Here is a 12421-nt window from a genome sequence, read left to right on the forward strand (position 1 = left end):
TGATGCCCGGTGGCGCTACGCTTACCGGGCCTACGGAAAGATGCCGTTTGTAGGCCGGGTAAGCGTAGCGCCACCCGGCTTTGCATTTAAATCCACGACAAGAAGCCCCATATATGAAGAATGCAACGTTCTACCTTCTGGACAACGAAGACACCGTCGACGGCCTGAGCGCCGTCGAGCAGCTGGTGTGTGACATTGCCGCAGAACGTTGGCGCAACGGCAAGCGCGTCCTGATCGCCTGTGAAGATGAGCAGCAGGCGATTCGTCTCGATGAGGCGCTGTGGTCGCGGCCGCCGGAGAGCTTTGTGCCGCACAATCTGGCGGGCGAAGGCCCGCGAGGCGGCGCGCCGGTGGAGATTGCCTGGCCGCAAAAGCGCAACAGCAGCCCGCGGGATATTCTGATCAGCCTGCGGCTTAACTTTGCAGATTTTGCCACCGCTTTCACAGAAGTGATAGACTTTGTCCCTTACGAAGAAAATCTGAAACAACTGGCGCGCGAACGCTATAAGGCGTACCGCATGGCTGGTTTCAACCTGAACACGGCAACCTGGAAATAATGGAAAAGACATACAACCCACAAGATATCGAACAGCCGCTTTACGAGCACTGGGAAAAGCAGGGCTATTTCAAACCGAATGGTGATGAAAGCCAGGAGAGCTTCTGCATCATGATCCCGCCGCCGAACGTCACCGGCAGTTTGCATATGGGTCATGCCTTCCAGCAAACCATCATGGATACCATGATTCGCTACCAGCGCATGCAGGGCAAAAACACCCTGTGGCAGGCGGGGACCGACCACGCGGGTATCGCTACCCAGATGGTGGTTGAGCGTAAGATTGCCGCTGAAGAAGGGAAAACCCGCCACGACTACGGCCGCGACGCCTTCATCGACAAAATCTGGCAGTGGAAAGCGGAATCCGGCGGCACCATTACCCGTCAGATGCGCCGTCTCGGCAACTCCGTGGATTGGGAGCGCGAGCGCTTCACCATGGACGAGGGGCTTTCCAATGCCGTGAAAGAAGTCTTTGTTCGCCTGTACAAAGAAGATCTGATCTACCGCGGTAAACGCCTGGTTAACTGGGACCCGAAACTGCGCACCGCCATTTCCGACCTCGAAGTGGAAAACCGCGAATCGAAAGGTTCGATGTGGCACATCCGCTACCCGCTGGCCGATGGCGCGAAAACCGCTGACGGTAAAGACTACCTGGTGGTCGCCACTACCCGTCCGGAAACCCTGCTGGGCGATACCGGCGTGGCCGTTAACCCGGAAGATCCGCGCTACAAAGATCTGATTGGCAAATTCGTGGTGCTGCCGCTGGTAAACCGCCGCATCCCGATCGTGGGCGACGAACACGCCGACATGGAGAAAGGCACCGGCTGCGTGAAGATCACCCCGGCGCACGACTTTAACGACTACGAAGTGGGTCGTCGTCACCAGCTGCCGATGATCAACATCCTGACCTTTGACGGCGACATCCGCGAAAGCGCGGAAGTGTACGACACCAAAGGCAATGAATCTGACGTCTACTCCAGCGAGATCCCGGCGGAGTTCCAGAAACTGGAACGCTTCGCGGCGCGTAAAGCCGTCGTTGCGGCGGTTGACGCCCTCGGCCTGCTGGAAGAGATCAAACCGCACGACCTGACCGTCCCTTACGGCGACCGCGGCGGCGTGGTTATCGAACCGATGCTGACCGACCAGTGGTACGTGCGCGCGGACGTGCTGGCCAAGCCGGCGGTGGAAGCCGTTGAAAACGGCGACATCCAGTTCGTGCCGAAGCAGTACGAAAACATGTACTTCTCCTGGATGCGCGATATTCAGGACTGGTGTATCTCCCGTCAGCTGTGGTGGGGTCACCGCATTCCGGCATGGTATGACAACGACGGCAACGTCTACGTGGGCCGTAGCGAAGACGAAGTGCGTCAGGAAAACAACCTGAGCGCCGACGTTGCGCTGCGTCAGGACGAAGACGTTCTCGATACCTGGTTCTCCTCCGCGCTGTGGACCTTCTCCACCCTCGGCTGGCCGGAAAACACCGACGCCCTGCGTCAGTTCCACCCAACCAGCGTGATGGTGTCCGGCTTCGACATCATCTTCTTCTGGATCGCCCGCATGATCATGATGACCATGCACTTCATCAAAGATGAAAACGGTAAACCGCAGGTTCCGTTTAAGACCGTCTACATGACTGGTCTGATCCGCGATGACGAAGGCCAGAAGATGTCCAAATCCAAGGGTAACGTTATTGACCCGCTGGATATGGTTGACGGCATCACCCTGCCGGAGCTGCTGGAGAAACGTACCGGCAACATGATGCAGCCGCAGCTGGCGGAGAAAATCCGTAAGCGCACCGAGAAACAGTTCCCGAACGGCATCGAGCCGCACGGCACCGACGCCCTGCGCTTCACCCTGGCGGCGCTGGCCTCTACCGGCCGCGACATCAACTGGGATATGAAGCGTCTGGAAGGTTACCGTAACTTCTGTAACAAGCTGTGGAACGCCAGCCGCTTTGTGCTGATGAACACCGAAGATCAGGATTGCGGCTTCAACGGCGGCGAGATGGTGCTCTCCCTGGCCGACCGCTGGATCCTTGCGGAATTCAACCACACCGTCAAAGCGTATCGCGAAGCGCTGGATAACTTCCGCTTCGATATCGCCGCCGGCATCCTGTATGAGTTCACCTGGAACCAGTTCTGCGACTGGTACCTGGAACTGACCAAGCCGGTCATGAACGGCGGCAGCGAAGCGGAGCTGCGCGGCACTCGCCATACGCTGGTGACTGTGCTGGAAGGTCTGCTGCGCCTGGCGCATCCGATCATTCCGTTCATCACCGAGACCATCTGGCAGCGCGTGAAGGTCATCTGCGGGATCACCGCCGACACCATCATGCTGCAGCCGTTCCCGCAGTACGATGCCTCTCAGGTGGACGACGCGGCGCTGGCCGACACCGAATGGCTGAAGCAGGCGATCGTCGCCGTGCGTAACATCCGTGCGGAAATGAACATCGCTCCGGGCAAACCGCTGGAACTGCTGCTGCGCGGCTGCAGCAAAGAGGCCGAGCGTCGCGTGAACGACAACCGCAGCTTCCTGCTGAATCTGGCGCGTCTGGAAAGCATTACCGTGCTGCCTGCCGAGGATAAAGGTCCGGTCTCGGTGACCAAGATCGTCGACGGCGCCGAACTGCTGATCCCGATGGCGGGCCTCATCAACAAAGAAGATGAGCTGGCGCGTCTGGCGAAAGAAGTGGCGAAAATCGAAGGCGAGATTGGCCGCATCGAAAGCAAGCTGGCCAACGAAGGCTTTGTCGCCCGCGCGCCGGAAGCGGTGATCGCCAAAGAGCGCGAGAAGCTGGAAGGCTACGCGGAAGCGAAAGCGAAGCTGATTGAACAGCAGGCAGTGATCGCCGCGCTGTAACCCTCCCGCCCCTTGCCACCCGGCAAGGGGCGTTTTTATGAAACATCCTCGCTTGCGCTCTCCCCTGCCGCGATGTTATTAACATCATCATTCGTCTTTTTTGGGTAATGAGTCATTGTATGAATACGAGCGTCCCCGCGGCGACGTTGCTGCGTCGCATTACGGCGGCAGACAATCCCGCCATCGCCAGGGTCATCCGTCAGGTCTCCGCTGAATACGGCCTGACCGCCGATAAAGGCTATACGGTCGCCGACCCGAATCTCGATGAGCTGTATGAGCTGTACAGCCAGCCCGGCTCCGCCTACTGGGTGGTGGAGAAAGAGGGAGAAGTGGTTGGCGGCGGCGGCGTCGCGCCGCTCGCCTGCAGCGAGCCGGATATCTGCGAGCTGCAGAAAATGTATTTTATGACCAGCGCCCGCGGCCAGGGGCTGGCGAAGAAGCTGGCGCTGTTGGCGCTGGACTACGCCCGCGAGCAGGGCTTTAAACGCTGCTATCTGGAAACCACCGCCTTCCTGACGGAGGCGATCGGCTTATATGAGCATCTTGGCTTCGAACATATTGACGGTCCGCTGGGCTGCACCGGCCACGTGGACTGCGAAGTGCGGATGTTGAAAACGCTGTAGCGCCTCGATATCGCAGGCGTCCCCGGTAGCGCTACGCTTACCGGGGCGACAGTTCGGTAGCCCGGCTAAGCGCAGCGCGAGCCGGGGTATGTCCCGGATGGCACTGCTTGCACCTTACCCGTGCTCGCGGTGCCGTTTTTTTGTCGGGTGGCGGCTAACGCCTTACCCAACCTACTGCCCGTACTATTGCGAGCTGAAGCTCTCAACGCTATCTCTCCCCATGACTACTGAAACTGCCGGTATTAGTGGCTACCGGGGCTACAGGGGCCGAATAGCGTGGGCTACGCCGCCGCCGGCACGCCGCTGTGAAAGCGGAACTCGGCCTCCGGACGGAGGATCAGCGCCGCTTCCGCCTCGCCGAGCTGGCGTACCCGCTCGCTGATATCTTCTCCGGCAATCTTCTGCGCCAGATCCAGGTAGTCCTGATAGTGACGCGCTTCCGAGCGCAGCAGCGACAGATAGAACTTCTGCAGATCGTCGTCCAGCCACGGCGCCAGCGCCGCAAAGCGCTCGCAGGAGCGGGCCTCGATATAGGCGCCGCAGATGAGCTTATCGATCAGCATCACCGGCTCATGTGAGCGCACTTCGCGCCGCAGGCCGCGGGCATAGTTGCTGGCGGTGATTTTGACATAGGGGATATCGCGCGCCAGCATCATCTCCCGCACTTGCCAGAAGTGATGCAGCTCCTCTTTAATCAGCAAAATCATGCTGTCCAGCAGCTGACGGCCCCATGGGTCGTCGGTCTGCGGCATGGCGCTTTTGTTGATCCGCTTATGCAGAGCGACAAAATCCGGCTCCGGCCCCCGGCGGTAGGTGAAGTCTTCATACGGCTTCAGGCAGTCCAGAAGCTCATCGGCGTCGGCTTTATCCGCGACGTAGCGACGCACCAGCAGCATGGCGTTCTGCGCCGCTTTCAGTTCGCACACCATATGGTCGGTCAGCAGCAGCGGCAGGTTTTCCGGCTTGCGGGCTTCGTCAATCCACGCCTGCGGCGTCGGGCAGTGCAGGAAGTTGATAATCGGGGAGAGTATCTGCGGGTAATCCATGGAAGTTCCTTGCTATACGGCGGCTGGCGCCGCCGTATCCATCTACAACATCTGCGACTTAGTGACGAACGCCATCGTCGTCTTCATCGACAAAATCTTCGTCATCATCGCCGTCTTCTTCGCCGTTGGGGTCTTCATAGTAGGTGCCCCACCCGTCATACTCGACGTCAAATTTTTCTGCCAGCGTCATCAGCTGTTCCACCTGGGCATCGATCAGTTCTGCGTTCAGGGCGCATTCGCTCAGAATATCGCAGCAGATGACCACTTCACCCTCTTCCACTTCCAGCTCTTCGGGCTCGGTTACTTCGTAGCCCAGCTTAAAGGCTTCCACCGCCACTTTCTCCAGGGTTTCGAAATCGTCTGCAGAGAGGTGATGCTCAATCGTGTACAGTGCGTCCGGATCGCTGCCATCCTCCAGCAGCTCTTCGATAATCAGACGCGTCTCTTCACGCTGTTCTTCCAGGTGTTCCGGGTTTGCCATGGCTCGTTCCTCATAATGTGCGGCAGTTATCCCTATTGTCACATACCGCCGTCATTGCCTCCACTTCTCAGTGAAAGATTTCGATCACAGACTTGCAAATGAATATTCATACATATAAATTGAATTTTAATTCAATTAGTGGCCTATGCCAGGTGAGGGAACCATGTCTGCGTTTTACCAGAAGCATTTTTTAAAGTTACTCGATTTTACGCCTGCAGAAATCACCGCCCTGCTCGAGCTGGCGGCAAAGCTGAAAGCCGATAAGAAAAACGGTATCGAAGTCCAGAAACTGGCAGGGAAAAACATCGCGCTCATCTTCGAAAAAGACTCAACCCGTACACGATGCTCTTTCGAAGTTGCCGCATACGATCAGGGCGCCCGCGTGACCTACCTGGGGCCCAGCGGCAGCCAGATTGGCCATAAAGAGTCGATCAAGGACACCGCCCGTGTGCTCGGACGGATGTACGACGGCATTCAGTATCGCGGCCACGGCCAGGAAGTGGTGGAGACCCTGGCGCAATATGCCGGCGTGCCGGTATGGAACGGCCTCACCAACGAGTACCACCCTACCCAGCTGCTGGCGGACCTGCTGACCATGAAAGAGCACCTGCCGGGCAAAGCCTTTAACCAGATGACGCTGGTCTACGCCGGCGACGCGCGCAACAACATGGGCAATTCGATGCTGGAAGCCGCCGCGTTGACCGGTCTGGATCTGCGCCTGGTGGCGCCATCGGCCTGCTGGCCGGAGGCCGCGCTGGTGGAAACCTGTACCGCGTTGGCGAAACAGCAGGGCGGCAACATCACCCTGACGGAAGATATCGCCGCGGGGGTGAAAGGCGCCGATTTTATCTATACCGACGTCTGGGTCTCAATGGGCGAGGCGAAGGAAAAATGGGCCGAACGTATCGCCCTGCTGCGCGACTATCAGGTTAACAGCGCGATGCTGGCGCTGACCGGCAATCCGCAGGTCAAGTTCCTCCACTGCCTGCCGGCGTTCCATGACGACCAGACCACGCTGGGCAAACAGATGGCGGCCGATTACGGCCTGCACGGCGGCATGGAAGTGACTGACGAGGTGTTTGAGTCGGCGGCAAGCGTGGTCTTTGACCAGGCGGAAAACCGGATGCACACCATCAAAGCGGTGATGGTGGCGACGCTGAGCAAATAGTCCTTCGCTCGCCGTCAAATCCCGGATCGCTCGGCGCGTATCCGGGATACCGCCCGTCAGGGCGCTGCGTTACGCCATCAGCATCTTCACCACCGCTTTGCGCACCTTCGCCGGCGCGCCCACGGCGCACAGCGGTTTATGCACTTCCCCGGGATAAAACACCACAAAGTCCCCTTCGTTAAGGATCACCGTTTGCTCCTGCGTCCCCTCCGCCAGGAAAGCGATGTCTTTCTCCGCCAGCCAGTCGGTCTGCGGCTCTCCTGCCGGCAAGGTGCTGAAGGTCATCCCCTCGCTGCCGCGGAGCACAATCTGGATATCGAGATAGCGGGTATGATATTCCGCACGGCGTGCGGCCTGCGGCTCGGTGGTGTCTTCGGAAATCAGATAAAACAGGTTGTCGCCGTCGATATCGTGTTTACCCAGCGGCGTCGCCTCGCTGACATGGGCGATAACGTGTTCGATAGCCTCGCGCAGCGCGGCCGGCAGCCACGGCTGCAGATGGTGGATATTGCCAATAATCATCGCTTACCTCAAATATAAAACAACATTTCATTTTTGCGTTTTATACCCCCATCGCCGCTGCCATACCAGTACAGTTTCATGGTTCTTTGCGCTGGCGCACTTTTCTGCAGGCAAACGATTACCTGATTGTGAATGAATCGCTTGATCGTCATAACGGTCTGCGTATAATGCCAGTCGTTTTGCCGGGAGGAAGCATGGCCAATTGCGTACGACATTCTGTCTTAGCGCGTCTCAATGCAGACGCTGGCCTGCCGTTTTTCTTTCCGTTGCTCATTGGATTCCCGAAGCCCCTTATTTAAGGGGCTTTTTTTTTGCCCAGGCGTCAGGAGATAAGCATGGCTAACCCGCTATATCAAAAACATATCATTTCCATAAACGATCTCAGCCGCGAAGACCTCGAACTGGTGCTGGCGACGGCGGCAAAGCTGAAAGCCAATCCACAACCCGAGCTGCTGAAGCATAAGGTTATCGCCAGCTGTTTCTTTGAAGCCTCGACCCGCACCCGCCTCTCTTTTGAAACCTCGATGCACCGCCTGGGGGCCAGCGTGGTCGGCTTTTCCGACAGCGCCAACACCTCGCTGGGCAAAAAAGGGGAAACGCTGGCGGATACCATCTCCGTCATCAGCACCTACGTTGACGCCATCGTGATGCGTCATCCGCAGGAGGGCGCGGCCCGCCTGGCGACCGAATTCTCCGGCGGCGTGCCGGTACTGAACGCCGGCGACGGCGCTAACCAGCACCCGACCCAGACCCTGCTCGACCTGTTCACCATTCAGGAGACCCAGGGCCGACTCGAAAACCTCAACGTGGCGATGGTCGGCGATCTGAAGTATGGCCGTACCGTCCACTCCCTGACCCAGGCGCTGGCCAAATTCAGCGGCAACCGCTTCTACTTCATCGCCCCGGACGCGCTGGCCATGCCGCAATACATCCTCGATATGCTGGATGAAAAAGGTATCGCCTGGAGCCTGCATAGCGCCATCGACGACGTAATGGCGGAAGTGGATATTCTGTACATGACCCGCGTGCAGAAAGAGCGTCTGGATCCGTCGGAATATGCCAACGTCAAAGCGCAGTTCGTCCTGCGCGCCACCGACCTTGAAGGGGCGCGCGCTAACATGAAGGTGCTGCACCCGCTGCCGCGCATTGACGAAATCACCACCGATGTCGATAAAACGCCGCACGCCTGGTACTTCCAGCAGGCCGGTAACGGCATCTTCGCCCGCCAGGCGTTACTGGCACTGGTACTGAATAGCGAGCTGGCTCTGTAAGGGGGAAATGAGAGATGACACACGACAATAAACTGCAGGTAGAAGCGATCAAACGCGGCACCGTGATCGACCACATCCCGGCGCAGGTCGGCTTTAAGCTGCTCACCCTGTTCAAACTGACCGAAACCGACCAGCGCATCACCATCGGCCTGAACCTGCCCTCCGGCGAGATGGGCCGCAAAGACTTGATTAAAATCGAGAACACCTTCCTGACCGACGAGCAGGTTAACCAGCTGTCGTTATACGCCCCGCAGGCGACGGTAAACCGCATTGATGATTACGAAGTGGTGGGCAAATCCCGCCCGAGCCTGCCGGATCGTATCGACAGCGTGCTGGTCTGCCCGAACAGCAACTGTATCAGCCACGCCGAACCGGTTTCTTCCAGTTTTGCAGTGAAAAAGCGCGCTGATGACATCGCACTCAAATGTAAATACTGCGAAAAAGAGTTTTCTCATTATGTGGTGCTGGCCAACTAAATGCGGTTGGTATTGGTGGTAGGCCTCCCTATAATGGCTACCACCCTACGCTTCGTCCTTCAGGCGGCGTCTGCGCCGGCGATACAGCGCTTATCGCCTGGCGGCAACCTGAATGATTTTGCGTAACATTACTCAGTTCATCTGGAGATAACATGAGCAAAACTATTGCGACGGAAAATGCACCAGCAGCGATTGGCCCATACGTTCAGGGCGTTGACCTCGGCAGCATGATCATCACCTCTGGCCAAATCCCGGTCGACCCGAAAACCGGCAGCGTTCCGGAAGACGTGTCCGCACAGGCGCGCCAGTCGCTGAACAACGTGAAAGCGATCGTTGAAGCCGCTGGCCTCACCGTCGGCGATATCGTCAAGACCACCGTTTTCGTCAAAGACCTCAACGATTTCGCTACCGTTAACGCCACTTACGAAGCGTTCTTCACCGAGCACAACGCCACCTTCCCGGCGCGCTCCTGCGTTGAAGTGGCGCGTCTGCCGAAAGATGTGAAGATCGAGATCGAAGCCATCGCCGTGCGTCGCTGATCGCTAACCTCGGCATGAAAAAAGGCAGCCCGCAGGCTGCCTTTTTTACGTGGGTCATCCGTAAACCTTCCCCTCATTGCCAGCCGTAGCGGCGGCTGTAGAAGCCTTTGACGGTTTGGGTCAGCACCATATAGCCCGCCAGGATCGCCACCAGCCACGGGAAGTAGCTCAGCGGCAGAGCCTGCAGCTGCAGATAGCCCGCCAGCGGCGAGAACGGCAGCGCGATCCCCACCGCCATCACCACCAGGGTCATGGCGAACAGCGGCCAGGCGGCGCGGCTCTGGACGAAGGGAATGCGCCGGGTGCGGATCATGTGCACAATCAGCGTTTGCGACAGCAGCCCCTCGATAAACCAGCCGGACTGGAACAGGGTCTGCATCTCCACGGTATTGGCGTGGAACACCCACCACATCAGGCCGAAGGTGAGGATATCGAAAATCGAGCTGATCGGGCCGAAGAAGACCATAAAGCGCCCGAGATCGGCCGGGTTCCAGCGCTGCGGTTTGCGGATCTGTTCATCATCGACGTTATCGAACGGGATCGCCACCTGGGAGACATCGTACAGCAGGTTTTGAATCAACAGGTGCAGCGGCAGCATCGGCAGAAACGGCAGGAAGGCGCTGGCCACCAGCACGCTGAAGACGTTGCCGAAGTTGGAGCTGGCGGTCATTTTGATGTACTTAAGCATGTTGGCGAAGGTGCGGCGTCCTTCGATCACCCCCTCCTCCAGTACCATCAGGCTCTTCTCCAGCAGAATGATATCCGCCGCCTCGCGGGCAATATCCACCGCGCCGTCGACCGAGATGCCGATGTCCGCCGCGCGCAGCGCCGGGGCGTCGTTGATGCCGTCGCCCATAAAGCCCACCACGTGGCCTTCGCGTTTCAGCAGCGTCACGATACGCTCCTTATGCAGCGGCGCCAGGCGGGCGAAGAGCGTGGTGCGTTTCGCCAGCGCCGCCAGCTCGTCGTCGCTCATCGCTTCAATCTGGCTGCCAATCACCACTTCGCCGGCATCCAGCCCCACTTCATGGCACACCTTGGCCGCCACCAGCTCGCTGTCGCCGGTGAGGATCTTCACCGTGATGCCGCTGGCTTTTAACGCTTTCAGCGCCGGAGCGGTGGTCTCTTTCGGCGGATCGAGGAAAGCGATGTAGCCTTCCAGGATCAGGTCCGACTCATCGGCGCGCTGGTAGTCGCCTTCGCGGGCCGGCAGATATTTGGTCGCTACCGCCACCACCCGCAGCCCCTGCCGGTTGAGGGTGTCGGTCACCCGGCGAATGCGGCGCAGCATGGTGTCGTCAAGCGGCACGATATCGCCGTTGTAGCGCACCTGGGTTGAGACGTTGAGGATCTCCTGCAGCGCCCCTTTGCAGATCAGTTGATGCGCGTCGTCCTGCTCTTTCACCACCACCGACATGCGGCGGCGTTCGAAGTCGAAGGGGATCTCATCTACCTTCTGCCAGCGCGCCGCCAGCCCGCGGGCGGCCTCCAGCTCAACGCCCTCCAGCACCGCGGTGTCGAGCAGGTTTTTCAGGCCGGTCTGGTAGTGGCTGTTGAGCCAGGCGGCATGCAGTACCCGCTCGCTGACCTTGCCGGAGACGTCGGTATGGTTCTCCAGCACGATTTTATCCTGGGTCAGGGTGCCGGTTTTATCGGTGCAGAGGATGTCCATCGCGCCAAAATTCTGAATGGCGTCGAGGTGTTTGACGATCACCTTTTGTTTTGACAGCTTCACCGCCCCGCGCGCCAGCGTCGAGGTGACGATCATCGGCAGCATCTCCGGCGTCAGGCCGACCGCCACCGACAGCGCGAACAGCGCCGCCTCCCACCAGTCGCCTTTGGTGTAGCCATTGATCAGCAGCACCACCGGGGCCATTACCAGCATAAAGCGGATCAGCAACATGCTCACCCGACTGATGCCTTTCTGGAAGGCGTTCGGCTCGTTCTCCTGCTCGCTGACGCGGCCGGCCAGTTGACCAAACCAGGTGTGGCCGCCGGTGGCGAAAACGATGGCCTGCGCCGAGCCGCTCACCACGTTGGTGCCCATAAAGCACAGGGTGTCGCACTCCAGCGGGTTCTGCTGCAGCGGATCGCGGCTGCGGGCCACTTTCTCCACCGGCAGCGATTCGCCGGTCAGCGAGGCCTGGGCGACGAACAGATCCCGCGCCTGCAGGATACGCAGGTCGGCCGGGATCATGTCTCCCGCCGACAGCCTGATGATGTCGCCCGGCACCAGCTGGTCGATAGGCAGTTCCAGCCAGCGGCTCTCCCCCTGCTCGTTGACCACCCGCAGCACGGTGGCGGTATTGCTCACCATCGCCTTCAGCGCATCCGCCGCTTTGGTCGAGCGCGCCTCCTGGATGAAGTTGAGCAGCGTCGAGATCCCCACCATCAGGGCGATAACCCCGGCGGCGAACAGATCCTCGGTGGAATAGGAGACGATGCCGAGCACCGTCAACAGCAGATTGAACGGGTTGCGGTAGCAGGTCCACAGATGCACCCACCACGGCGAGGGCTTCTGCGCCGGGATCTGGTTGTCACCGTGTTTGAGGATTTTCGCCGCCACTTCGCCTTCATTGAGCCCTTCAGGGTGGCTGTCAAAGGCGCGCCAGATCTCCTGGTCGTCCATCGCCGCCACGTCCAGGCACTGTTTGCCCAGCGACTCAGGAATGGGGCCGCTCGCCAGATGACGGGCGTCCGGCAGCGGATCGCGCTGGACTAAACGGCGTGGCAGATGGCGGCTAAGCTGTGCGAACAGCTGCCGGGTATAATTTTTCAGCATAAACAGTCCCTCCGCGCTCGCGCAAGCGAACGCAGCGTTGCCGACGGGCGTAGCAAAACCTACCTGTCAGGCATGTTATTTTTATGGCAGGGACATCAAGG

At 59.2% G+C, this 12421-nt stretch carries 13 protein-coding genes; 9 read left to right on the forward strand and 4 right to left on the reverse strand.

The annotated features are described in order from the left end of the window. Window positions 1-113: 113 nt before the first annotated feature. The 3 genes from holC to GT756_RS22480 all read left to right on the forward strand — a co-directional run bounded on the left by holC (window position 114) and on the right by GT756_RS22480 (window position 4035). Complete coding sequence (gene holC, locus GT756_RS22470) at window positions 114-557, forward strand: DNA polymerase III subunit chi (RefSeq protein ID WP_004206530.1); 444 nt, start codon at window positions 114-116, stop codon at window positions 555-557. Next, complete coding sequence (locus tag GT756_RS22475; RefSeq protein WP_017900564.1) at window positions 557-3412, forward strand: valine--tRNA ligase; 2856 nt, start codon at window positions 557-559, stop codon at window positions 3410-3412. The genes holC and GT756_RS22475 overlap by 1 nt, the downstream gene beginning before the upstream one ends. A 119-nt stretch (window positions 3413-3531) precedes the next feature. Next, window positions 3532-4035 carry a GNAT family N-acetyltransferase gene (locus tag GT756_RS22480; protein WP_017900565.1) on the forward strand — a complete coding sequence of 168 codons (504 nt, stop codon included), beginning with the start codon at window positions 3532-3534 and terminating at the stop codon, window positions 4033-4035. A 281-nt stretch (window positions 4036-4316) separates the two neighbouring features. Here GT756_RS22480 and miaE read toward each other — a convergent pair whose 3' ends face one another. Next, a complete protein-coding gene (gene miaE, locus GT756_RS22485) occupies window positions 4317-5081 on the reverse strand; it encodes a tRNA isopentenyl-2-thiomethyl-A-37 hydroxylase MiaE (RefSeq protein WP_043519333.1) in 765 nt (254 codons plus the stop codon). A gap of 58 nt (window positions 5082-5139) precedes the next feature. Further along, window positions 5140-5562, reverse strand: coding sequence for a ribonuclease E inhibitor RraB (gene rraB / locus GT756_RS22490; RefSeq protein ID WP_004206524.1), 423 nt, complete (start codon window positions 5560-5562; stop codon window positions 5140-5142). Window positions 5563-5725: 163 nt separating this feature from the next. Here rraB and argF point away from each other — a divergent pair, with 163 nt between their 5' ends. Further along, entirely contained in the window at window positions 5726-6730 is a 1005-nt protein-coding gene (gene argF / locus GT756_RS22495; protein WP_032456908.1) for an ornithine carbamoyltransferase, read from the forward strand. A gap of 69 nt (window positions 6731-6799) precedes the next feature. Here the strand turns inward: argF and GT756_RS22500 are convergent, their stop codons facing one another. Continuing rightward, the gene (locus GT756_RS22500) at window positions 6800-7252 is read right to left on the reverse strand and encodes a YhcH/YjgK/YiaL family protein (protein ID WP_017900567.1); all 453 of its coding nucleotides are present in this window, start codon (window positions 7250-7252) and stop codon (window positions 6800-6802) included. 194 nt (window positions 7253-7446) lie between these two features. Here GT756_RS22500 and GT756_RS22505 point away from each other — a divergent pair, with 194 nt between their 5' ends. From GT756_RS22505 to ridA, 5 genes are all read left to right on the forward strand, one after another. After that, window positions 7447-7551 carry a pyrBI operon leader peptide gene (locus GT756_RS22505; protein WP_002886930.1) on the forward strand — a complete coding sequence of 35 codons (105 nt, stop codon included), beginning with the start codon at window positions 7447-7449 and terminating at the stop codon, window positions 7549-7551. Then, on the forward strand, window positions 7526-7585 hold the full coding sequence (locus GT756_RS26285; RefSeq protein ID WP_227650304.1) for a pyrBI operon leader peptide: 60 nt from the start codon (window positions 7526-7528) through the stop codon (window positions 7583-7585). The genes GT756_RS22505 and GT756_RS26285 overlap by 26 nt, the downstream gene beginning before the upstream one ends. A gap of 2 nt (window positions 7586-7587) precedes the next feature. Next, the gene (gene pyrB, locus GT756_RS22515; RefSeq protein ID WP_065878153.1) at window positions 7588-8523 is read left to right on the forward strand and encodes an aspartate carbamoyltransferase; all 936 of its coding nucleotides are present in this window, start codon (window positions 7588-7590) and stop codon (window positions 8521-8523) included. Between the two features lie 14 nt (window positions 8524-8537). Further along, a complete protein-coding gene (gene pyrI, locus GT756_RS22520; protein ID WP_002886927.1) occupies window positions 8538-8999 on the forward strand; it encodes an aspartate carbamoyltransferase regulatory subunit in 462 nt (153 codons plus the stop codon). 152 nt (window positions 9000-9151) lie between these two features. After that, window positions 9152-9538, forward strand: coding sequence for a 2-iminobutanoate/2-iminopropanoate deaminase (gene ridA / locus GT756_RS22525; RefSeq protein WP_002886926.1), 387 nt, complete (start codon window positions 9152-9154; stop codon window positions 9536-9538). A 73-nt stretch (window positions 9539-9611) separates the two neighbouring features. Here the strand turns inward: ridA and mgtA are convergent, their stop codons facing one another. Continuing rightward, window positions 9612-12320: a magnesium-translocating P-type ATPase gene (gene mgtA / locus GT756_RS22530; RefSeq protein ID WP_049092405.1), complete on the reverse strand. Its 2709-nt coding sequence runs from the start codon at window positions 12318-12320 to the stop codon at window positions 9612-9614. Window positions 12321-12421: the final 101 nt, after the last annotated feature.

Source organism: Klebsiella sp. Q2 (genome assembly GCF_009900705.1).
Classification (GTDB): Bacteria; Pseudomonadota; Gammaproteobacteria; order Enterobacterales; family Enterobacteriaceae; genus Klebsiella; species Klebsiella quasipneumoniae.

Coding starts and splice junctions, on each gene's coding strand:
- GT756_RS22500 (WP_017900567.1), bottom strand. CDS start 7,252: ATGATTATTGGCAATATCCACCATCTGCAGCCGTGGCTGCCGGCCGCG.
- GT756_RS22475 (WP_017900564.1), top strand. CDS start 557: ATGGAAAAGACATACAACCCACAAGATATCGAACAGCCGCTTTACGAG.
- argF (WP_032456908.1), top strand. CDS start 5,726: ATGTCTGCGTTTTACCAGAAGCATTTTTTAAAGTTACTCGATTTTACG.
- mgtA (WP_049092405.1), bottom strand. CDS start 12,320: ATGCTGAAAAATTATACCCGGCAGCTGTTCGCACAGCTTAGCCGCCAT.
- pyrB (WP_065878153.1), top strand. CDS start 7,588: ATGGCTAACCCGCTATATCAAAAACATATCATTTCCATAAACGATCTC.
- holC (WP_004206530.1), top strand. CDS start 114: ATGAAGAATGCAACGTTCTACCTTCTGGACAACGAAGACACCGTCGAC.
- miaE (WP_043519333.1), bottom strand. CDS start 5,081: ATGGATTACCCGCAGATACTCTCCCCGATTATCAACTTCCTGCACTGC.
- rraB (WP_004206524.1), bottom strand. CDS start 5,562: ATGGCAAACCCGGAACACCTGGAAGAACAGCGTGAAGAGACGCGTCTG.
- pyrI (WP_002886927.1), top strand. CDS start 8,538: ATGACACACGACAATAAACTGCAGGTAGAAGCGATCAAACGCGGCACC.
- GT756_RS22505 (WP_002886930.1), top strand. CDS start 7,447: ATGGCCAATTGCGTACGACATTCTGTCTTAGCGCGTCTCAATGCAGAC.
- ridA (WP_002886926.1), top strand. CDS start 9,152: ATGAGCAAAACTATTGCGACGGAAAATGCACCAGCAGCGATTGGCCCA.
- GT756_RS22480 (WP_017900565.1), top strand. CDS start 3,532: ATGAATACGAGCGTCCCCGCGGCGACGTTGCTGCGTCGCATTACGGCG.